The following is a 24616-nucleotide window of genomic DNA, read 5'->3' on the forward strand; positions in this document are numbered from 1 at the left end:
TTTGTTTTTGATTAGTCCCCAAATTCTTTCGCTACTTCTACCCGTTTTTCGTTTTGATCTTTCGCATTATTCATGTCAAATTCTAGCACTGTTTGATAGCCTAAGCCGTCTGCTGTTTCTTGCATTTCTTTTAGCAATTGGTCAAATTCTGCTTCATCTTTGGCAAAAACCATTCGCCAAGAGTACTCGATGATTGTCGCTTTGGCTTGGTTCCGCAACGTAGAGATCTCTGAACTATCTTCTGGCGCTACATAGCTGGCACCAGGGGCAACTAACAATTGGTCGTTCTCCTCTAAATAGCCAATGGTCGATTCTGCACCACCCATATTTTTTGACCAATCTTCTTTTACAGGATCGGTTGTTTCATTTTGATAGCTTTCCCACATCGTATAAGCATATGGGAAGCCGGTATCAGGATTGATATCGATCGGTAATACCGTATTGACGTTTAGCGCGGATACACCATCTTTGTAACTTCCGCCACCATATTCTTCTGGCACATCCCCATCGCCATCTAGCAACGCTTGTTTCCCAAACTCAGTTAAGACAGGCTCGCCATCTTTCATTTCCCAAGTTAAGCCTTCAGGGCCACTACTACCGCTTGTTTGAGAAGAATTTGCTAACACGCCTTCTGAAGAGTAGAGCCAGTCAATGAAGGCTGCGATTCGCTCTGGGTCTTCGGCATTTGAACCGATCCCGATAAATTGTTTGCCACCGTAAACTTCCGCACCATAAGAGAAGATTTTTTGGTCTTGAATCGGTGCCAACATAAAGCCTTTTCCTTCATTCAAGTTCGTAGTCGTATTAAAAGCCGCTTGACCTAACCAAGGCCACCATGAGAATAAGACTTGTCCTTCTTGGAATTTGGCAAAAAGTGTATCGTAATTTTGCGTCGTTGATTCTGGATCCACTAAGCCCATTTGATTGGCTTGGAAATAAAACTTAAGTGCGCGAATATATTCAGAATCACTATCGAGAATGCTTTGATAATCAGAACCATCCGCTTTTGCCAAGACAAAACCTGATTCATCGTACCCATAGTAGGTGACCAGCTGTTTGCCTGCATTCATCATGTTGCCGTCCCAATCGCTGAATAGAGAAAACCCATAAACTTTTTTCCCAGAATCTGTTGTTGGATTGTCTTCTTGCATTTTTTGAATCACAGGAAGCAGGTCTTCCAATGTACCGATTTCTGGATATCCTTGCTCCCCATAAAGATCCCAACGCACATAAGCACCAAATGTAGGATCTAATCCTTCTGAAGGATCGGTGGCTTTTAATGTAGAAACGGAAGTTGGAAAGCCATATAGACCATCGGCATCTTTGTTTAGATTTTGAACAGCCGCATCGAAGCGCTGAACATTTTCCATAGTTTCATAATACTCGCTCGCATCGGTCAACAAACCAGCTTCAACCAATTCGTTGTATTGTTGGCCATTATCAACAATGATCAAATCGCCCAAATCACCTGCTGCCGTCCTCGTTTGATAAAGAGTGTCTCCGTTTCCAGCAACGTTTGGTGCGATGATGTTCAATTCCATATTGAATTTATCCCGCACGATTTTGGCAAACCAACCTTCTTGCATCCCCATATAGTTGGCTAGCCCATTATAGACATCGATCGTGATCGTTTCATCGTAGCCACTTTCGCTGGAAGCAGCGTCTGTGTCAGAGTCAGCCGCTCCTCCACAGCCGGCTAAACTACCTAGCAATGTCATGCCTAACAAACCTGTTGTTACATATTTCGACATTTTTTTCATTTTCTTCCCTCTTTCTTTTTATTAACCTTTCACCGCACCCAACATAATTCCTTTGACAAAATATTTCTGGAAAAGCGGATAAATAAACATGATTGGTAAAACAACAATGACTGAAACGGTCATGCGAATCGAAGTCGGTGTCTGCGTTGTTGCAGCTGAAGCGATACTGGAAAGTGATCCCGATGTATTTTTGACCATTTGTGCCAACGAATTGGCTTGATTGATATACGTATAAAGAAGGTATTGCAAGGAGTAGAGACTTTGATCCGTAATGTAAATCAGTGTATCTTGGAAAGAATTCCATTGACCAACTGCCGAGAAGATCGCGACTGTTGCTAAAATCGGCGTACAGTTGGGTAAAATTACCCGAAAGAATACTTGAATGATGCCAGCTCCATCCATTTCAGCTGCTTCTTGCAACGATTTGGGGATTGACTCAATATAGGTTTTCACTAAGATGATGTTAAAAGGCTGAACGACAGCCGGCAAAATATAGACCCAAAAATTATTCGTTAAACCTAATGTCTTCATCGTGATGAATAATGGAATCAGCCCTGCATTGAAATACATTGTAATCACGACAAAGCGATACCAAAATTTTCGTTTCCACATTTTTTCTTGGGTAAACATAAAGCCTAAGAAGGCTGAAGCTAAGACGGTTGCTGCTGTTCCGATCACCGTTCTAGCCACCGAAACGGTTGCGGCTAATGGCAACCCTTTTAGTTGTAACACTTGACTGTAGTTTTCAAAATGGATCTCTTGTGGAAAAAAGCGAATTTGTCCTAACGCACTCAACTCATTATTACTGATTGAATTAATAATCAAGTAATAAAAAGGATACGCGCAAATCAACGTAATCAGAAAGAAAAAGGTATAATTGAGGATACTAAACGTCAGGTTTTCACGTTTGGGTACTTTTTTCGCCTTTTTCTTTTCACTAATCGATAGTTCCATAGATATCCTCCTCTCCTAAATAATGGAAGTCCCCCGAATTTTTTTCGAAGCAATATTGACGATGGCTAACAAGGCAACAGAAATGACACTTTTTAGCATACTGATCGCGGTAGCCAGAGATAGACTATTTCCGCCCATCCCTAAATTGTAGACATACAAATCGAGGACTTGGATCGTATTTCGATTGAATGCATTTTGGAAAACAAAGTACTGATCCATCCCGTTGTTCAGCAAGTTGGCGATAGACAGCATCAGCATCACAAGGAACGTCGGCATCAAGGCAGGTAGTGTGATATGACGCATCAGATGGAAACGATTCGCCCCATCGATTCGTGCCGATTCATACAATTCGGGGTCAATTCCTGAAATGCCTGCCAGATACATGATGGCACCCCAGCCCAAGCCTTTCCAAATATTCCAAAGACACATCATCAGCCATGTATGATTGCCGCTATCCAAAAATTTGACTGGATCGGTAACGAAGCCCCATTCTTGCAGCAACGTGTTTACCAGCCCTGTTGAAGAAAACAAGCTAAAGGCGATCGTATACACCAAAACCCAACTGATAAAATTTGGCAGCGTGGTCAGCGTTTGGACCAAGTTTTTAAACCATTTGCACTTGATTTCGTTCAGTAAAATGGCGAAGCCTACTGGTAGGATCGAAGTGGCGATCCCTAAAAAACTCATGGCAAAGGTGTTTTTCATTACTTGTACGATCTGATCCACTTGTGTTGGACTAGAGACAAGAAGTCGAAACCATTTGAAGCCTACAAACTCGCTGCGCGCTAAACCTAATGCTGGTTTGTAATCATAAAGTGAATAAATCCATCCGTGCAAAGGAAAATAAGAGAACAAAAACACGAGAATCAGGAAGGGAACGATACATAAAAACAAAATCTTCCCTTCTCGTGTCACCCGCTTATTTTTTCTTGGGACACTGCTTAATTTACTTTCCATTTTCCTCCCCCTTTTTTGTAACCGCTTTTACATTTTTAATACTAGCACCTGAAATCTTATTTGCCACCTGTTAAAAATAGAGGTCAATCCGTACATTTTAGACTTTATTTTTCTTTTATTTATAAAGAATACTGATATATCAAGGTTTCAGATAAAAGACACCTAAATGGTAAGGCTTTCAAAATTTGTTTTTTGCGAGTACTATAGGAATATATCAATTTTGGAGGGATAAAAATGAAGTACAATCCTGATGGTCAACTGTACAAAATAACCACCGTTTTTTCACAATTCACATTGTTAAATTTACTATATATCATTAGCTGTTTGCCAATTATTACGATTGGAGCTGCGACAGCTGCCCTTTATGAAGTGACGATTCGTTATGCGGATGAAGAGCGTGGTGAATTGATCGTGGGCTATGTCCGAGCGCTACGAGCAAACTTTATGAAAGCCACCGGTAGTTTTCTCCTTCTTGGATTGCCCATGGTAGCACTACTGTATAGTAGCTTGTTTTGGTTTTCCTCAAAAACCATTCTTGCCAGTATTTTTGCCTTCGTTCTAATTGTTACAGCTATTTATCTGTTTATTGTGTTAGTCTATTGCCTCGCGTTAATTGGACGTTATGAAAACAGCTTTAGGCAAACATTAAAAAACGCGTTTCTGTTACCGATCGCGGACCCTATCCGTTCGTTAGCCCTCGCGCTTATTCCTATCGCTGCGTTTTGTTTTGTTGTTTTATTTCCGTTGTTTAAATTCCTCTTGTTGATTTTTGGTTTTTCTTTCGTTATTTATTGTAGTTCGTTCCTGTTGCTTTCCATCTTTCGTAATCAGCAAGCATGAAAAAAATCAGTCATCTCTCACTTTTTCGTCGTCTGAGTCAGTTTTCCATTCGGCGACAATTATTCATTCTTTATCTGCCTGTTGTTTTTTTATCCACAGTGACTATTGGTCTCTTATTGGTCTACGATTCAACCAAGCAGCTGACAGGCAATTACCAACACTTGGCAGAGTTGAATGCTCAGCGTGTCAAATCTGTTCTTTTTGATACAACAAACACGCTGACCAACACGGCGAGTTCCTTATCAAACGATACTCATCTACGTCAGCTTTTAACTGCAAATTACCTTGACGACCAAGAAGCGATCGTGGACATCAATAGCTATGATCAGCTAGATGAGATCAGAAATCTTCAAACCTCGATTGCGAAATTAACTATCTATACGACGAATCAAACCATTCCGAACTATAAATATTTTCAACAGGCAGATGACACAATTCAAGCGACCGCCTGGTACCAACGAGCCCTCAAGCAACCCGATGCTTTTTTGATGACGATGCCAGAGGATTACAAAGCAAATCGTTTGAGTCTTTATAAAACGTTGCCTTTGCCTTTATCAAAAGAAACTGCCGTTTTGGAGATCCAAGTCGATTATAATTATCTCAGCAACCGACTTCGTAATTCATCCTATGAATTGGAATTACAGTTAAATGATGATGTCATCTTTTATAGCGACAAAATCAATCAAGTCGGTGAACCGGGACAGCTTACGACTCTTTCTGAGCCGCAAACGAGTGCTGCCTTTTTAAAAGATGATGGTACCAAGGTGATGCTCACCAAAAGCACCTTACCCATGAGTAACAAAGAAGACATCATCACAATTTATAGTGCGGATACAAATGCCTATAGCAATCTACGCGCCAATCTGATCCGTTGGAGCACGATCGTTTTGGTGATTTTGATCACTACTTTCATCATCGTCTTTCTGTTTGCTCGATTCTTTACCAAACGAATTTCTCAACTGCAGCAGGCGGTCTACTTTGCCTCGATCGAGGATTATGATTTCTTTCAAAATATTAGTGGCGAAGACGAAATTTCTCAGATCTCTCTTGATTTCCATAAGATCATTCAACGAATCAAGAAAAAAGAAGAAGAGATCTACCGTTCGCGTCTGGCGCAGCAAGAGCTGTTGACTCAACAACAGCAAATGGAATTTAATATCTTAGCGGGGCAGATCAATCCCCACTTTTTGTTCAACACGTTAGAAACGATTCGCATGATGGCGCTGACTTCCGGCAATTCTGACGTCGTTTACGCCATCAAATTACTGGCAAAATCGATGCGCTATACGCTAGAAGCCCACGGAACCAAGCGAACGAGTTTAGAAGAGTCCTTAGATGCCGTTCACGTATATGTCAAGATCCAGCGGATGCGCTTTGGCGATCGAGTCAACTTTTCCTATTCAGTCTCCAATGAGATCGACCAAAAAGAAGTCCAAATATTGCCCCTCCTGATTCAACCATTGGTGGAAAACGCCATCTCCCATGGCTTGGAAGGCATCACCTATCCAGGGTTTGTCCGTTTGACGATCACCAAAGACGGCCATGATCTGGTGATCGTGGTACAAGACAACGGCAGCGGGATACCGCCAGAAAAACTCGAAGGCTTGCAGCAAAAAATCAAGACGCCCTCCACCCATGCCAAAAAGAACATTGGGCTAGCCAACGTCAATCATCGGGTCAAAATGTTTTATGGACCTGAATACGGCTTGACGATCGAGAGTGTGCTGGGTAGCGGCACACAAGTCATCTTGCGCATCCATGATCTAAGCCAAGATTCATTTTCTCTTCACTAAAACAGTAAAGCCCCCTTCGATTCCTGTTTCAGAAATCGAAAGGGGGCTTTTGATTGATTAGAAATCCCGCACACGAACGGTTTGTTGTGGTGAAGAAGCACTGGCGTAACAGCCCACCATGATCCCAGTAAAGACACCACCGACTTCAGTGGTCAGATATTTTGTTTCTCCACTGCCTAAAAGCTGTGCTTGTCCTTGTTCATCAAGAACAGAAAAACGATAGGTTTCTTTATCGGCGCTCAGCTGCAAGGTGACCATATCTGCTGCATAAGGCAGTTTCTTTTCCACTTTCCATAAGGAACCGATTTGTCGGCGGAAAACTAGCTGCTGACTGGACGCCGTTTTTTCTAGGTATCCCTCATAGTGATGGGTGGCATTTAAGAAAACCGTCAATCCTGCTTGCCCATCCGTTAGTTGCCGACAATCAAAGGTTGCCTGAAATTGTTGCTCAAAGGCGGTTTGTCGTTGGAACACAGCCGCGAGTTTGCCTTGATCAGATAGACCCGTCTGATTAGGATGCAGCAAGAAGCCATGCGGCTCTTCTTCAATCAACGTCGGGTCCCATTCGAATAAAGTCACGTAATCAGGCTTGCTGCTCTTCTTTTGTGTTTCCTTTGGTGCCGCCGCTGTGTCTACCTGAATGATTTCTGGCAAGTGACCTTCCTCGCCAAACACCGGCCATGGGTTTGACCAGTCCACCGGTAGCAGGCATGTTTCCCGACCTAGCAAATGCCTCAAAGGATAGCTGATGGGGCGTACTGCCAGACAAACTGCCCACCAATTGCCTTGGGTATCTTGCACGAGGTCCGCATGCCCTGCAGCTTGCAGCGGCAGATTCGTACTGCGATTGGTCATCACTGGATTGTTGGGGCATGCTCCATAGGGTCCCGTCAAGGAACGGCTGCGGGCCATGGTCAGCATATGACCATAGGACGTTCCGCCTTCGGAGATCAACAGGTAGTAATAGCCGTCTTTTTTATACAAGTGGGGGCCTTCTGGATCAGCCGCTCCGCTGCCAGTCCAAATGTTTTGGCGCGGGCCTAATTCTCCAGAAGCCAAATCGATCGTCCGCAGATAGATCTCCTTATGGGTGCCTAAGTAATAGGTCTGCCCATCGTCATCTGCGAAAATCGTCGGGTCGATCCCAGGAGTGTCCAACCAAATCGGGGCAGACCATTCACCGGCGATGTCATCTGTCCAGATCAGAAAGTTGCCTTCTCTTCCTTCGTTTGCCCCAACGTTGGTACAAACGAGGTAAAAGCGGTCCTTGATAAAACGCAAGGTTGGGGCATACAGACCAAAAGCATTGGGATTTTCCGTCGATAACTGCAGCTGCTCAGGTCGCGAAAGTCCATGACCAATCAGCTGCCAGTCTGCCAAGTTTTTACTGTGATAAATTGGTAATCCAGGAAAATATTCAAAAGTACTCGTCACCAGATAAAAGTCTTCACCGACACGGCAAATACTGGGATCTGGATGAAATCCAGGTAAAATTGGATTCGTGATGGTTCGCATCGGCATCTAGAACTCCTTTATCGTGGTTTGGTCAGCCGTCAGCTTATGGCTCGTTTTTCCAGCAGTCGTGTGAATCTGCAAGGATGCTTGCTGGATCCCTGTCAGCTTGACGATCAGTTCTTGATCGACTCTTTCAACAGCCACCTCGCCAATCCACTCACCGTGGTGATCATAGATAGCCGCAGCGGTCTTGTCTTGCGGATCAAAGAGATGGATCGTTGGATGTTCGGCATAGTCATAGACTGCTTTGGTTTGTTCATGGCCTTCGATAATCAGTTGATTTGGTCGGACTAACAGTGGCAAGTGGAAATAATCATAGGTTTCTTGGTACCAACGTCCGCCCTCGTAAGCTTTGCCAGATAAATAGTCGATCCAATGCCCCTTCGTCTTCGGTACGTAAAAGGAGACCGTTCCTTGATCATTAAAAATGGGCGCAACTAAAAGGTGTTCCCCCAGCATGTATTGGCGATCCAAATGATGGGTCATCTCGTCTTCAGGAAACTCTAAGACCATCGCCCGCATCATCGGAATCCCCGTTTGGGCGGTTAGCACCGATTGAGTTTGCAAGTAAGGCATCAAGGACAATTTTAACTTGGTAAAGGCTTTGGCTACCGCCACGGCTTCGTCGTCATAAACCCAAGGCACTTTGTATTCCCAGCTGCCATGGTAACGGCTATGGGAAGACAGCAGACCAAATTGTGTCCAGCGCTTGTAAAGGTCTGGGGTTGAGCCAGCTTCAAACCCTGAGATATCGTGGCTCCAATATCCAAAGCCGCCTAACCCAAAGGACAGACCTGCCCGCAGTGACTCTGCCATTGATGGATAATCTGAGGTACTGTCGCCACCCCAGTGTACAGGCAAGCGTTGCGAACCAACCGAAGCTGCCCGCGCAAAAACGATGGCTTCTTCTGCTCCCTTGACTTCTTTCAGCAAGTCAAAGACGACTTTATTGTATAGGTAGGCGTAATAATTGTGCATTTTTTCTGGATCAGAGCCGTCATAGTACACCGCATCGGTGGGAATCCGTTCACCAAAATCCGTTTTGAAGCAATCCACACCCATGTCTAATAAGGCACGCAGCTTGCTATTGTACCAAGCGACCGCTTCAGGGTTGGTGAAGTCGACGATCGCCAAACCTGCTTGCCATTTGTCCCATTGCCAGACATCTCCATTGGCGCGTTTCAAAAAGTAGCCATTGGCCATCCCTTCGTCAAACAAGGGTGATTTTTGCCCAATGTACGGATTGATCCAGACACAGATTTTCAATCCTTTGGCTTTCAAGCGCTGCAGCATTTTTTCCGGTTCTGGGAAAGTTCGTTCGTCCCACGTGAAGTTGCACCACTCGTATTCCTTCATCCATAAGCAGTCAAAATGAAAGACCTCAAGGGGAATCTCACGTTCTGCCATACCGTCTACAAAAGATGTTACGGTTTGTTCATCATAATCCGTCAAGAACGAGGTACTTAGCCACAACCCAAAGGACCACGCAGGTGGCAGCGACGGTTTCCCCGTCAAATCAGTGTAGCGCTGGATCACTTGTTTTAACTCATCACCGGCGATCACAAAGTACTGCAGCGTTTGTCCTGGATTGCTGAATTGAACACGAGAAACTTTTTCACTCCCCACTTCAAATTGCACCCGGTCGGGTGAATTGACAAAGACGCCATACCCTTTATTACTTACATAAAACGGAATATTTTTGTAAGCTTGCTCCGTACCAGTGCCCCCGTCGGCATTCCAGATATCAACACTTTGGCCGTTCTTCACGAAATTTGTAAAGCGTTCCCCTAAACCATAAATCGTTTCTCCCACATCCAGGGTCAACTGTTCGCTGATATGGGTATTTGCTTGCGGATCAATCACTAAGGCTTTGCTGCGAGGTTTGCTTTGGGTAATCAGCTGTTCTTTGTAATAAAACGAAGCTGTCACATTTTCCTCTTTGCTGATCACGACTTGCAAGTCTCCCGAGCGAAAAACATATGATTGCTCATCCTCTGAAATATCAGGAGTGATCTCTTCTGTCATCAATTCAAAGTTGGGGGCTTTGGCTTGGACCCCTTTATAATTGTAGAGGGTGATCCCAATGATATTGGTTCTAGGGGTAGTGACTTCCATCGTTAACAATCCGCCATCCAGTGTTGCCCCTTTATGCCCGACATAGCTATAAGGCAGATATAAGACCAATTTGTTTTCTTCTTTACGGGCATCGTAGACATGCACCGCAAATTTCACATCAAATCCTTCACGAAATAACCAACCGCCATCTGAAAATTTCATTTTTTTCCTCCTTGTTGGATCAATGTCAACGCCCCTAACAGACCAGAATCATTATAGTAACGACAAGTCTCGATCGGCACTTGGAAGTCCGGCCAATGGGGGTTCTCATTGATTGCTTGTTTGATTATAGCTAATAGATCAGGGTTTTGGCTGATGCCGCCGCCGATCAGTATTCTTTCGGGATTCATCGTGACAGCTAGGTTGTAAATCGCAAGTGCGACATAATGTGCCCACTGTTTCAGAATCTCCTGCGTTTCAGGATCACTCGACCGCTGCTGCATGATGGTTTCTCCTAAAATCTCCTCTGATTCAGGAATCGCTTTTGCTCGTCGATAGGCAGCAATCAGCCCTCTCGTTGAAGCTAGATCATGGAGGGTCGCAAAAGAAGATGCTTGAAAATCAGTGATCATCATTCCGAATTCTCCTGCCCGAAACCCATTTCCGTGAATCAACTGGCGCTGATGAACGAGCGCGCCACCAATACCGGTGCCTAATGTGATCATGACAAAATCTTGTACGTCAGCAGCATTTCCGGTCGAAAGTTCTGCTAAAGCAGCACATTTCGCATCATTTTCGATCCAGATCGGATAAGACTTGGTTAAACGCTGCTGCAGCTCTTGTACGACAGCACAGCCGTGTAAAGGAGCCAACGCCCCCGCCATGATCGCTCGGCCATTGACTGAATCAATGAAACCAGGAAAACTCAACCCGATCCCTTCGATAACATGCGCTTGCTCGACTTCTTGTATTTTGGCAGCTAAGGCAGCAAAAAATTCATCCCGCGTATTACTCGGGGTTTTGATTTTGCCTCGGTCCAGCCATTGATTCTTCTCGGTAAAAACCCCGAATTTGATATAGGTCCCGCCTACATCAAAGCACAGGCGTACATCTGTCATTTCTCCTCCTCCGTTCAAAAAGCGCTTACAGTTTCATTTAAATTATATAAAAGAAAAAAAAGAAAGCCTACCAAGCAATTTAGTCATCGTTACCCTAAAAAATAGATGTCCGTAGAAAATCACGGACATCTTTGTGGTTATTCATTTTTCCGAAACTCATTCGGCGAAACCTGATGGTATTGTTTGAACTTTTTGTAGAAATAATCAACATTGCTGTAGCCCACCAATTCAGCAACTTCGTAGACCATTAGATTGGAATGACGTAAGATTTCCACCGCTTTTTCCATTCGTACTTCATCCAAGAACGCCAAATAATTTTTACCGGTTTCTTTGCGAAACTTCTTGCCTAGATAGGCACTATTGTAATTGAAACGTTCCCCGATTTTTTTCAAGGTCAAATCTTCTTGATAATGCTTTTTCGTGTATTGGATCAATTCTGCAATGATATCGATTTGGTTCAAACTGCTGGCGACTGTTGCTTGCAAGTCTGCTAGTTTTGCGGTGATGACCTCTTGCAGCATCGGAAACGTTTGGGCGAGAAAAATCTGCTGATGCACTTCGTCTGTCGACCATTCGATCGCTAAGGCTACTTTTTCACTGATTTGATGCTGCAGCCATTCGATGTCGCCATTGATTTGCCATTTGATCTCTTCTTCCAATGCCAATGAATGATAAAAGGTTTGATAATAGCGGAATAACGGCTGTTCCAACGGATCGTTTGCCAAAATCGCTTTTACTAATTCTTCACGCAAATCGCTTCGTTCTTCTGCTTCTTGGGTCGTATCCAAAACATGGTGAGAAATGACTTGATTGGGAAATAAGAAAATCAATTTACTCAATGTCTGGATGTCGATCATCAATGGCTTCACGTTCTCTTGCGCCGCAAACCAGCGGGAGATCAAGATCTCTTGATGAGCCATTTTTTTGCGGCACCACGCATCGATCGCCTCGTCGGGAAAGCGTTCCTCGTTTAACAAAACCAAATACCGATGATGCCGATGGATCAAGGTGATGACTTGCGCCACTTGCTCCTGTAATTTCTCAACCAGCTTTTGGGCATCTGCCTCCTCGGAAAGTCGCAATAGCTTGATGGCTTGTGCGTCTTTGATCCCCGTTCGATCCCCGCCAAACAATTTCTCCATCAACTGACTCTTCTGATTTTTCTGCTGATCGGTCTTGGCTTTTTGATCGATTTTCGTCAAAATACCGATCAGCTCTTCTTCATCAACTGGTTTCAGCAAATAGGTCACAGCGCCCAGTTGCAAAGCTTGCTTGGCATAGTCAAAATCTGAGTAGCCGGACAAAATAATGGCAAAAAACAAAAGACCTTCCTCCGATGCTGCTTGCACCATCTCAAGACCATTTTTTCCCGGCATACGGATATCAGCGATCACAACGTCTGGCTTCAATTCGCGGATCATTGCCAAGCCAGCTTCGCCGTTTTCCGCCGACCCGACGATTTGATACCCCAGACGTTCCCAATCGATGATCAGAGGCAGTCCATTTCGGATCGATGCTTCATCATCAACGATCAACACTTTACGCATTTTCCAACCTCCATTTTCAGCTACTCCTTCGTTACATCATGTTTCCCTTGTCAAACTTGCCCCGTTGGTGCGAATCACCTCTTGATACCAATAAAAACTATCTTTCGGGATGCGCGCCAACTGACGTTCGTTTTGATTGTCGCGATCGACATAAACAAACCCATAGCGTTTTTGGTATCCATTCAACCAACTTAGTAGATCTGTAAAGGACCAAGCACAATAGCCGATCAGCTCAACCCCATCCGTGATGGCCTTTTGCAGTTCCACCAGATGTTCTTGCAAATAGGTAATGCGGTATGGATCATGGATCTGTTTGTCTTCTGTCAATTGATCGATAGCGCCTAACCCATTTTCAGTAATAAAAATCGGCAAGTCATAATTGGCTTGGATGCGCCGCAAGGCTACGCGGAAACCAACGGGATCGATCTCCCAGCCCCAATCTGTTTTTTTCAAGTGAGGATTTTCTGCTGACACAAACATGGTTTCTTCTGGTGAGAACTCGCCAGCTGCCGCTTGCATCAAATACGGATCGACTTTAGAAAATTCTTTCTTTTCAGCTGACTGCTTTTGCAAATTGTTTTGTTGGGCCGTTCCACCGTGATAGTAATTGATCCCTAAGAAATCAGGTTTTGCCTGTTTTAATAGTGCTTGATCTTCTGGAGTGACTTCAGGAGCCAGACCGACTTTGGCTAATTGCTTGTAGACAAATTTCGGGTATTCGCCTTTGCAATAGACATCTAAAAACCACGCGTTGTTGAAGGCTTCGCCATTTTCTGCAGCCAGCACATCTTCTGGGTCACAGCTAAACGGATACATCGGACCATAGCCAAAACTTGGACCAATCTTGCCCTGTGGAACCAGCTCATGGAACAAATTAATTGCCTTTGCATTGGCAAGGTTGATGATATGATTGGCTGCATACATCCGTTTTAAGTCCTTCAAGCCCGGTGGATGTGCCGCCCAACGGTACCCAAGAGAAGTGAAGACATTTTGTTCATTCATGGTGACCCAATAGGTGACTTTCTTTCCTAAGCGTTCAAAAAGGATTCGGCAATACCGTTCAAATGCCGCTGCTGTTTCTCGTCCCTCCCATCCTTGGTATTTGTCTTGCAAAGCCTGAGGAAGATCCCAATGATACAGCGTCAAAATCGGTTCTACTCCTTGCCGAAGCAATTCGTCCACCAGCTTTTCGTAAAACGCCACACCAGCTTCATTGACCGCACCTTCGCCATCAGGCACGATTCGCGACCACGCCACGCTGAAGCGATAGGCTTTCAAGCCCATTTGCTTCATCAAGGCAACATCTTCTTTGTATCGATGGTAGTGATCGATCGCCACTTTGCCGTTGGTTTCCTCAAAGGTATTGCCGGGAATTTGGGCATAGGTATCCCAAATCGACGGACCTTTGCCGTCTTCTGCCCATGCACCTTCAATTTGATAGGCCGCCGAAGCCGCCCCCCATAAGAAGTTTTCTGGGAAAGGATCTAAGTTTGTGTGAAACATCAAGTTGCCTCCTTCAATTCCTAAACCGAGTTAAATCGGTTACATTTTATCGTATCATAATTTGGTTGATTCGTAACAATTGCCAAAAGATATTTTTTAGGTGAAAAAACTGTCGCTCCTCAGAACGACAGTCGTTTCTTATTAAAACAGGTAATCATTCAAACGAGATTTCACATATTCAATGTGGCTGGATTCTAATTCGATTTGATCATGCGCCAATGCGTAATCTGTCAGTGTTTCTAAGTTTTCCTCATCAGCAACGATCTTCGCTCCGATGCCTTCTTGGAAAGAGGCGTACCGTTTTTCCTTCAACTCGTCTAAGAAGCGGTCTCCTTTCAGTTTCGCTGCTGCTTTCAACGCTCGGGCATACGTATCCATACCAGCGATGTGAGCTAACAACAGATCTTCCATTTCAAATGACGAACGACGGACTTTAGAATCGAAGTTGATTCCTCCCGGTGCGATACCGCCGTTTTCTAAGACTTCGTATAAAGCGAGTGTCGAGTCAAAAACGTTGGTTGGAAATTCATCCGTATCCCATCCTAACAGCATATCTCCTTGGTTGGCATCCAGTGAGCCTAATGCGTTATAGCTACGGGCAACGGCGATTTCATGTTCAAAGGTATGGCCAGCTAATGTTGCATGATTGGCTTCTAGGTTTAATTTGAAATCTCCTTCTAAGCCGTAGTGCTGAATGAAGGCCATCGTTGTCGCTGCATCAAAATCATATTGGTGCTTCGATGGTTCTTTTGGTTTCGGCTCTAATAAGAACTGCGGTTTATGACCGATTTTTTCGCCATAAGCGATCGCCATTTTGAATAGACGGGCGATGTTGTCTTGTTCAAATTTCATGTCTGTATTCAACAAGGTTTCATAGCCTTCACGGCCGCCCCAGAAGACATAGTTTTCACCGCCTAATTTTTTCGAGATATCTAAGCCTTTTTTAACTTGGGCTGCTGCATACGCGTAAACTTCCGCATTATTGGTGGAAGCAGCGCCGTTGTTGAAACGAGGGTGTGAGAACATATTTGCTGTATTCCATAATAGTTTGATCCCCGTTTGTTCCATTTTTTCTTTGATCAAATCGGTGATTTCGTCTAAGTTTTGGAAAAATTCTTCTAACGTTTCTCCCGCAGGTGCCACGTCAACATCATGGAAACAGAAGAACTCTGCCCCTAATTTTTCGCAAATCTCAAAGAAGGCTTCTACTCGATTTTTCGCCGTTTCCATTTCGGTGTCACCAATCCACGTCCGTTTGTTGACGGGTGCGCCGAAAGGATCAGAGCCGTCTTGCGTCATCGTATGCCAATAGGCGATTGCAAAACGTAGATGATCTTTCATTTTCTTGCCTAAAACAACTTCTTCGGCATCGTAGTGGCGAAATGCAAACATATTGTCTGTTTTAGGACCTTCGTAGCGGATTTTTTCGATTTCTGGGAAATAAGTCATTGTTGTTGCCTCCATTTTATGTTTTTTAGTGTAATAAACTAACTTACTTGGTTCCAATCATTTAGAACCAAAAACGATTCCTCGCTTTAATCAAGCAGATTTTCTGCTGCCATTATGCTATTCGATTTGCGCCAACGCATGGCAGATAGGCGCGGTTTGCTGATAGACGGTCCGGTAGATCGCATAGATTTCTTGGTATTTGGCGACATTTTCAGGAATCGGTGCAATTGCCTTGCTGTATTTGACAAAGGCGTTAACACAAGCGGCCGCATCTGGATAAATGCCGCTGCCGATTGCTGCCAGCATTGCTGCGCCCATACCTGGACCTTGTTCAGTAGATAAAGTCAGCATTTCTGCATTAAAAATATCGGCTTGCATTTGCAGCCATTCGGCATTTTTCGCACCGCCCCCCACAGAAACGATCTGGGTGAATTTCCGCTGTGCTCGTTCTTCCATGATCATTTGGGAATCTTTCAGAGAGAAGGTGATCCCTTCTAAGACGGCACGACTGAAATGCTTTTCGCGATGCCGTGTGTCAATGCCAATAAAACTTCCCCTGATTTGACTGTCGGTATGTGGTGTGCGTTCACCCACGATATAAGGCGTAAACAGCAGGCCTTCTGCCCCCGGTTTTACCTCACTGATCGCTGAAAGCAATTCCTGAAACGATTGGTTTGGGGCAAACGTATCACGATACCAGCTTAAGGAATTTCCAGCGGCTAACGTGACCCCCATTGAATACAACTTGTCTTTGATCGCATGACGGAAAAGGTGTAGATCGCCTTGATAATCAACCTCTTGCGCTTCTTCAAAGGATAAGAACACACCGCTAGTGCCAATCGACACCATGCCGACACCTTCGGCGATGATCCCGGACCCTAGTGCAGCACAGGCATTGTCTGCGCCACCTGCATAGATCGTCACCTCTTGTTCAAAGCCAAAGGCTTCTTGCAGTTCTTTTCGCATTTGCCCTACAGGCGCTGCTGATTCAAAAAGCGGCGGCAGTAAATCCGATGCGATTGCGAATTTTTCTAGAATGGCTTCAGACCAGCACTTTTTTTCGATATCCAGCAGTAACGTACCCGCCGCATCAGAATAATCCATCGAATAGTTACCAGTCAGCCAAAAAGCCAAGTAGTCTTTTGGCAGCATCATGTGACGAACTTGTTGCCAATGTTCAGGCTCGTGTTCTTGGACCCATAAAATTTTGGGTAAGGTGAACCCTTCCAAAGCAACATTCTTGGTGATTGCTTTTATTTCCTCTCCAAAGGATGCCATGATCGCTTGACATTGTTTGGTGGTTCGAACGTCATTCCATAATATTGCCGGGCGAATGACTCGGTTTTCTTCATCCAATAAAACAAGACTATGCATTTGCCCGGAAAAGCTGATGCCGATCAATTCCTTCTGCAGCTTTGGAAGCTGCTGGATCAAGGTTTTGATTACCTTATCTGCCGCCTCTTGCCAATGCACCGGCTCTTGCTCACTGAACCCCGGTCTAGGGGATGACAATGGATAGTCAACACTTGCTGTTCCTTGGAGTTCCCCGGTTTGATCAAAAACTAAGCCTTTTAACGCACTTGTTCCTAGATCCAACCCTAAAAAATAAGCCATCTCTTCTCTCCTTCCTCTGTTTGAAGCAGTTAACCATTGCCTCTCAATCGGTTAATTAGCATTCAAAACTAACTAATTGGATAGTAAACGATTCTCGTATTTCTGTCAAGCGCTTTCAATGATTCTTTCTTTGATTTTCGTTCTCAAACTGCTGCTCCTACATTCTTCCTCTTTTCTTTATTCTTCAGCTTGCACAATATTAATTTGCACGGTAAACTAACACTAATCACATCTATGAAGAGGAGAACACATGATTATCAATAAAATGGGCATACGCGAACAAAATGAAGCGGCTGTATTGAAGACGATCATTGACAATGAAAATGTGTCACGTGCGGAAGTGTCAAATTTGACCCATCTCAATAAAGCGTCTGTTTCTCAAATAACCAAAAAACTGATCGACACGGACTTCGTTCGCGAAGTCGGCATTGGGGATTCCACTTCGATCGGTGGTCGCAAACCGATTCAATTGCAATTCAATCACCGCAGCAGCTTAGCTGTTACCTTTGACATCGGCTATAACTATGTTCGTGGAATGCTTTCTTATATCAATGGCGAGATGATCGCCTCCGCCGACCATTCCCATGAATTGATCACCAAAGAAAATGTACTAGCGACGATCGATTCCATGATGAAAGAATTTTGGCCGCAAATGCCGCAAACCACTCATGGATTAGTAGGAATCTGTTTGGCGATCCACGGCATCGTTCACAATCAGACGATCACCTTTGCCCCCTACTACGACTTGGAACACTTTGATTTGATCGCCCCTTTGAGCCAAAAATACAATACGGCGGTCTATATAGAGAACGAAGCCAATCTGACGGCTTTAGGCGAGTACTGTTTTTCTTCTGATTCCACGAATTTACTAAGCGTCAGCGTCCATAGCGGGATCGGTGTCGGAATCATCGTTGATGGGCAGCTGCAAACCGGTACTCACGGCATGGCGGGGGAAGTTGGCCATTCTACGCTCTTTCCTCACGGCAACTTGTGTCCTTGCGGCAATCGAGGTTGCTTAGAGCAATATGCCTCGAACAAAGTCTTGTTTGATACCTATAGCCACTATACAAAAACTGCGTTCGTTAATTCGGATACCTTCGCACAAGCCTACCATGCCGGAGAAAAATCAGCAGTCGAATTGGCGCAACAAAATGTTGAGTTTCTTAGTATTGGGCTGAATAATGTCATCACTTTTTCTGATCCCGAAGAAGTCTATATCAACAGCTCGATCTATCGCAAAATTCCTGATTTATTGCTGGCGCTGCAGCAAAAATTGACCAGCCAGTTCACCAAAAACACGAAGATCAAAAACAGTCGATTAGGCGATCAAGCCCCGCTGTTTGGCGGCAACGTTTTAGTGGCAAAACATTTCTTAAATATCAACGATTTGCGCTTTGCGGCACTTGATCTCTCCCGTGCGATCCGTTAAATGAATGCTGGACTGAAAACTCAGTCCAGCGTTTTCTTTTGGTAAAAGGGTCTCGCTATCCTTTGATTCCGCCAGCCGTCACACCGCCCACGATGTATTTCGATAGAAACAGGTAAATCAGCAGTAAAGGAATAATACTTAATGAGATCCCTAGATACATACTGCCAAATTCAGTACGGTAAACATCAGTTTTCAACAATTGGACCAGCATCGGCAACGTATACTTTTCCGTATCGTTGATCAAGATCAAGGGCATCAAGAAATTATTCCACGAGGTCACGAACGAGAAAATCGCCATGGTAGCTAAGCCCGGTTTCATCAAAGGCAACATGATGCGATGGAAAATTTTGATTTCGCCGGCTCCGTCTAAACGAGCAGAATCTGCCAAATCAGGATGATAGATCGTTTCTAAGTATTGCTTTAAGAAAAAAACGGTCGCGGGTGATGCAATCGCTGGTAAAATCAATGGCAGAAAATTATTTAAGAGTCCTAAGCGATTCATAAATTGATAAAAACCGATCATGCTGATTTGCTGAGGAATCATGATCAGCCCAAGAATGACAGCAAACAGGACTTTCTTGCCACGAAATTCATAGGCGATCACGCCATAAGCCGTCAGCGCCGAAAAATACACATTGAGAACGGTAGCACCAGCAGCAATCAGGAAACTATTTTTAAACCCATTGAAAACATTGAAGCCTCTGCCCATTAAGACGGACCAGTTGTATTGGAGATTACCGCCGGGCCACAAGGACAGCCCTTGCTGGATCTGTTCCGCTGAACGGGTTGCATTGACTAAGACGACCCAAAACGGCAGTATACTTAGGATGGTCAGCAACACCAAAAAGACATAGATCAACAATCGTTTTGCTCGATAGCTATTTTCCATTTATTTTCGCCCCACTTTGCTGTTTTCTTTGAAAAATTGAAACAATAACGTGCTTAATACGATTGAAAGTACCAATAATAGTACCGACGCGGTTGCGGCAACGTTGAAATTCCGACTCCCGGTAAAGGCCTGGTTGTAGATGAACATCGTGATCGTTAAGACACTATTGTTGGGATTACCGTTTGTCAGCAAAAAAGGAATGTCGAACATTTGCAAGCCGCCTATCAAGGACGTCACCAATGTATAAAGCAAGATTGGTTTTAACAAAGGCAGCGTGATCTTGCGAAAAATTTGACCATCATTGGCTCCATCGACCATTGCTGATTCAAAAAGAGCATCATCAATGCTCAAAATGCCCGAAACCAAAACGATCGTTGTCTGACCATACCACATCCAAAATTGGATGAAGGAAACGATCAGCCGAGTGCCCGTTTCACTACGGAAAAAGTCATAGGGCTGGTCCAAAACACCGAAATGCTGCAAGACTAGGTTGATCGGACCTAACGGAAAACTGAACAAAACAAAAAATAAGATTGCTACTGAAGCCGCAGTAATGATGTTGGGTAAGTAAAAAGCGACTTTGAAGAAGCCTTTCCCTCGCAAGCGCAGCTTGATATTGGTAAACCATGCCGCCAACAACAAAGCCAAGCCAATTTGAGGGACAAAGTTTACGCCCCACAAAATAAAAGTATTGCTGATCGATTTTAAAAATAACGGGTTGCGAAAAATCGCAAAATAGTTATCCAGTCCGACAAGATTGGCAGCTGGATTCCACCCTTTTAGATCTGTAAAGCTCAGGTAAATCGTATAGAGAATTGGATAAAGCTGAAAAACCAAGAATGCTAGAAAAAATGGTGCGATAAATAATAGCCCATAGCGATGATACTGTTCAAATCTTCTCTTATTCTGCATCGTAATCCCCCTGATATTTTTTTCTTCTACTGCCAACTTCTGCCTGTAAAGACAAGCCCTTTAAGCAGCGCATAGTACCTAGAAAAGGTTGAAACCGACCCCGTCTTCGGTGCCGGTTTCAACAACACCTAATCTACTTGAACATCTGGATAAGCATTGACGACCGCATCTTTAAAGTTTTGGATCGCCGTTTCCTGATCCACTTCGCCTTTTGAATATGGTGTCAAACAACTATCCGTAAAGAGGGTTTCAATCGTCTGGTCATACTCGGTCAGAATTTTCGCGTTGATGTCTTGAACCATATCGGCAAATTCTGCATAGTGGTTTTGTCCGCCTAAAAATTCCTCTTCATATTCGCCTTTAATTTCTTCAACGACTCGCTCATTCGATACAAAATCACCGGTATCTTCGGCCCATTGTTTTAAAAATGCTTGATCTGTGGTCAAGTAAGCCACCAATTGCGCAGCTTCTTCTTGCATCTCAGAATTTGCCGTAGCACCGATCCATGTGCCGCCCCAGAACCACGACGACGGTCCTTGGATCATGCGCCAGTCCCCTTCTGTTGAGCTGGAGTTATCGGCAGCTGTCGCATTTGGTTTTAACCAATAGTGCAGCCCCCATGTCGGCAAACTATAACCGAATACATTGTCGCCATTCATTCCAGCAAACCAAGCTTCTGATTGTCCTTCTGTATCTTGTGTCAGGCCTTCTTCTACAAATTTTCGTGATACATCCAACAAGTCATACAAACTGTCGTCGATCACTAATTTGCCGTCTTCAACCCAGCCATGTTCGCGTTGTCCATAAAAAGGCTTCGCCAAATCTTGGACACTAGAGATCATATAGGTGGTTCCACCACTTTTTTCTTTGACTGCTTTGGCTTGCTCATAGAACTTGTCATAGTCTGACAATGCCGCTTGCGCAGCCGCTGGATCATCGATTCCTAGCAGCTCTTCTGCCATCGATGCTCGGTAATAAAACCCGCCAGGAGCAGCTTGCCAAGCCAAGGCATGAAGAACCCCGTCTTTTGAAGTTCCTACGTCTTTGACATATTGATACGTATCTGCCGCGGCTTCATCAAGTCCCAGTGAACCAAGGTCTGCCATCATCCCTGATTCCACATATTTTTTGACAAAGGCAGATTCTAAAGCAATCACATCTGGTGCATCTTTGGAACCGAGAATCGGATCGAGCTTGGTCTCGAATTGGTCAGAAGGAATCTCCACGATCCGAATGTCATAGGCCAAATCGTCATGCGCCGGCAAATAGTAATCATTGATCATCGTTGATAATTCTGAAGTAAAGGTCCAAACCACGAGTTCATCCTTGCCACTGCTTCCCGTTGCGCTGTTATCCGAGCCACTGTTTCCTGAACCATTCCCGCAGCCACTAAGCATAAAAGCCGCTAAGCCCGCCACTGACGCTGTTTGTAAGACCCGTTTCCAATTTTTCATCATTCTTCCTCCTCGATTTTTTGATAGTCAAATGAATCAAAATCAGCCGCCAAACGATTGCCGGTCGTATCGATCGCAAACATCCCTACAAAAGCCCCTGTAAAGAACCCACCGTAATGTTCTGCTACATAGTCGTCAGACAATTGCAAGCTGTCAAATAGCTGATCGATGACCTGCCACTCTTTTTGATCAAAGGAGTACGCGTATTGATAGTGGGCATAATTAACGATCGTTTTGAAGTAGACTGTTTGTACATCGGCTGGTATCACAACTTCTGGTGCTTTTTGACTCTTCAGTTGGCCCTTTTCGCTTGCCAATACAGTGATGATTCTGCCTTTCGTCTCATCATGAGTGATGTAGATCGCCGACCAGTTTTGTGTATTGTAGTAATTCGTCATGCCTGCCAACTGTAGAAACGAGGTCGGTGAAAATTCGACGGCAGTCGTTGCTTCGAAACGAAAATCGCTCCATCTTCTTGCCACCAGTGCTTGATGGAACAAGGAATTGAACGACTCTCGCCCATACAAGCGCAAGTACCCTGGTCGTGCGGTCAAACTACCTATTTCCTCAGAAAAAGGAATCCGCAAGGTTTGAAACACTGGTGCCAACGACGCCTCTTCAAAATCATCAAAGCCTGATTCTGTTTCCCACGGATGTTCGGGCAGCTGTGGCTGTGGGACTTCCTCTTTTGGAAAGTTTCCGCCTGTGATATACGGCCAATCATTTTCCCAATAAACAGACTGGATCGCTGTTTCCCGTCCGAGCGGGCAATAGCCGCGATTTTCTAAGAGGGGCGTTTCTGGATACTTCAGCGCTCGCCCTGTTAAGTGAACAAAATACCATTCATCGGTCTGCGTTTTCACAAATGAACCATGGCCAGCTTTTTGTAGCAGGATCTCTGGCTGTCCCCAGGAACTGATCAGAGGGTTTTGAGGATGAACTTCATAAGGCCCTTCGATGTGCGTTCCACGAGCGATGGTACTTGCATGTTCAAACTTGGTGCCACCTTCTGCCGTCAATAAATAATAATAGCCGTTTACTTTATACATAACCGGTGCTTCAGTCAATTTGCGCTCTGTTCCTTTGAAGATAATTTTGGGCTGCCCCACCAATTTCTTGGCTTGCCAATCAAACTCTTGGAGAGCGATCCCATAAAAGGAATGGTTTGTCGGGCGATAATCCCATACCATGTTCAGAAAATATTTTTTGCCGTCGTCGTCATGAAATAACGAGGGATCGAAACCAGAAGAGTTCATATAGATTGGTTCTGACCAATCCCCATCAATGGTTTCACAGGTGATCAAATAATTGTTCACATCTTTCCAGCTATTGGATTGTGTTTTGACATCTGAATAAATCAACCAAAAACGACCATCACTGTAACTTAAGTTTGGCGCCCAAACGCCCCCAGAATCAGGATTTCCCAGCATATTCAACTGACTGACACGATTGACTGGTGTACTGATCAAGCGCCAGTTCTTCAAATCCTTTGAATGGAAGATGCGCACACCTGGAAACCATTCAAAGGTCGACGTAGCAATGTAATAATCTTCTCCTGCACGACAAATACTCGGGTCTGGATGAAAGCCTGTTAGTATCGGATTGGTAATCAAAAAAATTTCCTCCTCTTTCCCTTTTTGGCATTTTGTGATTCAACTGAGAGTCAGTAGGAATGAACTTCTTTCAGTTAGTAAGTTTTCTTTACTAATATACCTAACTAAAAAAAGAAACTTGTTACTGCAGTCCATTTTAAAAATATTCACTAATCATTGTTCTATTTACTTTCTTCAGCTGAACTGTCATAATTATAAAATGAAATCGCTATCATTCACAGGACGATTTCCACACATCGATAGACAAAAAATGGAGGAAAGATTGCGTGACCATTTTAGAAGAATATCATTTTGGCGAATACCTAGGCGTTTCCAGTTACCATCCCTACTCGCTTAATTACATGGAACATTTTCATCGTTCCTTTGAATTGCTTTTTTGTAGTGACGGCGAAGCGGTTGTCAAAATCGAAGAAAGTCCCTATGTCCTTACAACTGGCCAAGTGTTATTAGTCATGCCTTACCAGACCCATGCCATCGAAACCCCTAAGGAATCACAACTGCATATTCTGGTTTTTTCGCCGGAGTTTATTCCAGATTTTTATGCCAAAACCAAAGATTTCGCTTTGTCAGATCCCGTTATCACCATTGATCCGTCTGTCGCAAATCAGCTGTATTATCCTTTATTTGAAACGGATTCCCTCTATTTACGAAAATCGGCACTGTATCAAGTCCTTTACCTTTTTGAGCACCAAACGACTTTACTACCAGCCAAAAACCAAGAGGATATCCTGATCCAGCTGCTTGCCTATATCGAGTCACACTTCAAAGAAGAGCTGACGCTCGAAAAACTAAGCAGCAGTATCGGTTATAGTAGCGTCTACGTTTCCAGAATGATCACTGAGAAATTGAAAAGCACCTTTCCTCGGCTTTTGAATCAAGCAAGAATTCGCCATGCCTCTTTTTTGCTGACTCATAGTCTCTTGCCGATTACGGAAGTAGCAGAACAGGCTGGCTTTCAAAATGTGCGAACCTTCAATCGAAATTTCAAAGCTTTGACCTCACTGACTCCGAAAGAATACCGCTTAACACACAATGCTCATTTTTCATTGCTGAAGGAATAGCAAAACAAAAAAGCAGCTTCACTTACCTATAAAGTGAGCTGCTACAATCTTACTCGTTATTCTAGTCAGCCTTTTGCCACGTTCCCAGAAAGTAGTGAAAAACGTTCAAACGCTCCCCTTCTTCATAGAGAAATGAGCAGGAAAAAACCAATT

At 44.2% G+C, this 24616-nt stretch carries 18 protein-coding genes; 4 read left to right on the plus strand and 14 right to left on the minus strand.

Translation table 11 applies throughout. The features are described 5' to 3' along the window. Positions 1-11: 11 nt before the first annotated feature. The 3 genes from IGJ42_RS13260 to IGJ42_RS13270 are packed head-to-tail and all read right to left on the minus strand — an operon-like array spanning position 12 to position 3671. A complete protein-coding gene (locus IGJ42_RS13260) occupies positions 12-1760 on the minus strand; it encodes an ABC transporter solute-binding protein (RefSeq protein WP_016612762.1) in 1749 nt (582 codons plus the stop codon). A 21-nt stretch (positions 1761-1781) separates the two neighbouring features. Continuing rightward, positions 1782-2714, minus strand: a complete 933-nt coding sequence (locus tag IGJ42_RS13265; protein ID WP_005234069.1) for a carbohydrate ABC transporter permease — start codon at positions 2712-2714, stop codon at positions 1782-1784. Between the two features lie 15 nt (positions 2715-2729). After that, positions 2730-3671 (minus strand): ABC transporter permease, encoded by a 942-nt coding sequence (locus tag IGJ42_RS13270; protein ID WP_005228459.1) that lies wholly within the window; start codon positions 3669-3671, stop codon positions 2730-2732. A 234-nt stretch (positions 3672-3905) separates the two neighbouring features. On the opposite strand from IGJ42_RS13270, the gene IGJ42_RS13275 reads away from it, so the two are divergent. Both IGJ42_RS13275 and IGJ42_RS13280 read left to right on the plus strand, forming a co-directional pair. Then, on the plus strand, positions 3906-4511 hold the full coding sequence (locus IGJ42_RS13275; RefSeq protein WP_005234068.1) for a YesL family protein: 606 nt from the start codon (positions 3906-3908) through the stop codon (positions 4509-4511). After that, the gene (locus IGJ42_RS13280) at positions 4508-6304 is read left to right on the plus strand and encodes a sensor histidine kinase (RefSeq protein ID WP_086316535.1); all 1797 of its coding nucleotides are present in this window, start codon (positions 4508-4510) and stop codon (positions 6302-6304) included. Before IGJ42_RS13275 ends, IGJ42_RS13280 begins: the two co-directional genes overlap by 4 nt. 57 nt (positions 6305-6361) lie before the next feature. Here IGJ42_RS13280 and IGJ42_RS13285 read toward each other — a convergent pair whose 3' ends face one another. From IGJ42_RS13285 to xylB, 7 genes are all read right to left on the minus strand, one after another. After that, positions 6362-7825 (minus strand): family 43 glycosylhydrolase, encoded by a 1464-nt coding sequence (locus IGJ42_RS13285; RefSeq protein ID WP_430615732.1) that lies wholly within the window; start codon positions 7823-7825, stop codon positions 6362-6364. Further along, positions 7826-10096, minus strand: a complete 2271-nt coding sequence (yicI, locus tag IGJ42_RS13290; RefSeq protein WP_430615734.1) for an alpha-xylosidase — start codon at positions 10094-10096, stop codon at positions 7826-7828. Beyond that, on the minus strand, positions 10093-10992 hold the full coding sequence (locus IGJ42_RS13295) for an ROK family protein (RefSeq protein ID WP_430615736.1): 900 nt from the start codon (positions 10990-10992) through the stop codon (positions 10093-10095). The genes yicI and IGJ42_RS13295 overlap by 4 nt, the downstream gene beginning before the upstream one ends. Positions 10993-11129: 137 nt before the next feature. Next, on the minus strand, positions 11130-12539 hold the full coding sequence (locus IGJ42_RS13300) for a response regulator transcription factor (protein ID WP_430615737.1): 1410 nt from the start codon (positions 12537-12539) through the stop codon (positions 11130-11132). Positions 12540-12575: 36 nt separating this feature from the next. After that, the gene (locus IGJ42_RS13305) at positions 12576-14042 is read right to left on the minus strand and encodes a glycoside hydrolase family 1 protein (RefSeq protein WP_430615738.1); all 1467 of its coding nucleotides are present in this window, start codon (positions 14040-14042) and stop codon (positions 12576-12578) included. Between the two features lie 141 nt (positions 14043-14183). Further along, positions 14184-15491: a xylose isomerase gene (gene xylA, locus IGJ42_RS13310; protein WP_042890500.1), complete on the minus strand. Its 1308-nt coding sequence runs from the start codon at positions 15489-15491 to the stop codon at positions 14184-14186. A 117-nt stretch (positions 15492-15608) separates the two neighbouring features. After that, positions 15609-17105, minus strand: a complete 1497-nt coding sequence (xylB, locus tag IGJ42_RS13315; RefSeq protein WP_086316540.1) for a xylulokinase — start codon at positions 17103-17105, stop codon at positions 15609-15611. 250 nt (positions 17106-17355) lie between these two features. Between xylB and IGJ42_RS13320 the strand changes: the two genes are divergently transcribed. Then, positions 17356-18534 carry an ROK family transcriptional regulator gene (locus tag IGJ42_RS13320; protein WP_005234059.1) on the plus strand — a complete coding sequence of 393 codons (1179 nt, stop codon included), beginning with the start codon at positions 17356-17358 and terminating at the stop codon, positions 18532-18534. Positions 18535-18589: 55 nt separating this feature from the next. Here the strand turns inward: IGJ42_RS13320 and IGJ42_RS13325 are convergent, their stop codons facing one another. The 4 genes from IGJ42_RS13325 to IGJ42_RS13340 all read right to left on the minus strand — a co-directional run bounded on the left by IGJ42_RS13325 (position 18590) and on the right by IGJ42_RS13340 (position 23402). Further along, positions 18590-19423, minus strand: coding sequence for a carbohydrate ABC transporter permease (locus tag IGJ42_RS13325; RefSeq protein ID WP_005228444.1), 834 nt, complete (start codon positions 19421-19423; stop codon positions 18590-18592). Beyond that, the gene (locus IGJ42_RS13330) at positions 19424-20335 is read right to left on the minus strand and encodes a carbohydrate ABC transporter permease (protein ID WP_015510298.1); all 912 of its coding nucleotides are present in this window, start codon (positions 20333-20335) and stop codon (positions 19424-19426) included. It lies immediately after the preceding gene. 128 nt (positions 20336-20463) lie between these two features. Further along, positions 20464-21789, minus strand: a complete 1326-nt coding sequence (locus IGJ42_RS13335) for an ABC transporter substrate-binding protein (RefSeq protein WP_086316542.1) — start codon at positions 21787-21789, stop codon at positions 20464-20466. Next, positions 21789-23402: a glycoside hydrolase family 43 protein gene (locus IGJ42_RS13340; RefSeq protein ID WP_430615739.1), complete on the minus strand. Its 1614-nt coding sequence runs from the start codon at positions 23400-23402 to the stop codon at positions 21789-21791. The genes IGJ42_RS13335 and IGJ42_RS13340 overlap by 1 nt, the downstream gene beginning before the upstream one ends. Positions 23403-23668: 266 nt before the next feature. Between IGJ42_RS13340 and IGJ42_RS13345 the strand changes: the two genes are divergently transcribed. After that, complete coding sequence (locus IGJ42_RS13345; protein WP_172634710.1) at positions 23669-24463, plus strand: AraC family transcriptional regulator; 795 nt, start codon at positions 23669-23671, stop codon at positions 24461-24463. Positions 24464-24616: the final 153 nt, after the last annotated feature.

The organism is Enterococcus sp. DIV1067f (genome assembly GCF_050543505.1).
Classification (GTDB): domain Bacteria; phylum Bacillota; class Bacilli; order Lactobacillales; family Enterococcaceae; genus Enterococcus_D; species Enterococcus_D entomosocium.

Bases quoted from the DNA above. Each gene is read 5' to 3' on its own strand.
- IGJ42_RS13260 (WP_016612762.1), bottom strand. From the start codon at position 1,760: ATGAAAAAAATGTCGAAATATGTAACAACAGGTTTGTTAGGCATGACA.
- IGJ42_RS13265 (WP_005234069.1), bottom strand. From the start codon at position 2,714: ATGGAACTATCGATTAGTGAAAAGAAAAAGGCGAAAAAAGTACCCAAA.
- IGJ42_RS13270 (WP_005228459.1), bottom strand. From the start codon at position 3,671: ATGGAAAGTAAATTAAGCAGTGTCCCAAGAAAAAATAAGCGGGTGACA.
- IGJ42_RS13275 (WP_005234068.1), top strand. From the start codon at position 3,906: ATGAAGTACAATCCTGATGGTCAACTGTACAAAATAACCACCGTTTTT.
- IGJ42_RS13280 (WP_086316535.1), top strand. From the start codon at position 4,508: ATGAAAAAAATCAGTCATCTCTCACTTTTTCGTCGTCTGAGTCAGTTT.
- IGJ42_RS13285 (WP_430615732.1), bottom strand. From the start codon at position 7,825: ATGCCGATGCGAACCATCACGAATCCAATTTTACCTGGATTTCATCCA.
- yicI (WP_430615734.1), bottom strand. From the start codon at position 10,096: ATGAAATTTTCAGATGGCGGTTGGTTATTTCGTGAAGGATTTGATGTG.
- IGJ42_RS13295 (WP_430615736.1), bottom strand. From the start codon at position 10,992: ATGACAGATGTACGCCTGTGCTTTGATGTAGGCGGGACCTATATCAAA.
- IGJ42_RS13300 (WP_430615737.1), bottom strand. From the start codon at position 12,539: ATGCGTAAAGTGTTGATCGTTGATGATGAAGCATCGATCCGAAATGGA.
- IGJ42_RS13305 (WP_430615738.1), bottom strand. From the start codon at position 14,042: ATGTTTCACACAAACTTAGATCCTTTCCCAGAAAACTTCTTATGGGGG.
- xylA (WP_042890500.1), bottom strand. From the start codon at position 15,491: ATGACTTATTTCCCAGAAATCGAAAAAATCCGCTACGAAGGTCCTAAA.
- xylB (WP_086316540.1), bottom strand. From the start codon at position 17,105: ATGGCTTATTTTTTAGGGTTGGATCTAGGAACAAGTGCGTTAAAAGGC.
- IGJ42_RS13320 (WP_005234059.1), top strand. From the start codon at position 17,356: ATGATTATCAATAAAATGGGCATACGCGAACAAAATGAAGCGGCTGTA.
- IGJ42_RS13325 (WP_005228444.1), bottom strand. From the start codon at position 19,423: ATGGAAAATAGCTATCGAGCAAAACGATTGTTGATCTATGTCTTTTTG.
- IGJ42_RS13330 (WP_015510298.1), bottom strand. From the start codon at position 20,335: ATGCAGAATAAGAGAAGATTTGAACAGTATCATCGCTATGGGCTATTA.
- IGJ42_RS13335 (WP_086316542.1), bottom strand. From the start codon at position 21,789: ATGAAAAATTGGAAACGGGTCTTACAAACAGCGTCAGTGGCGGGCTTA.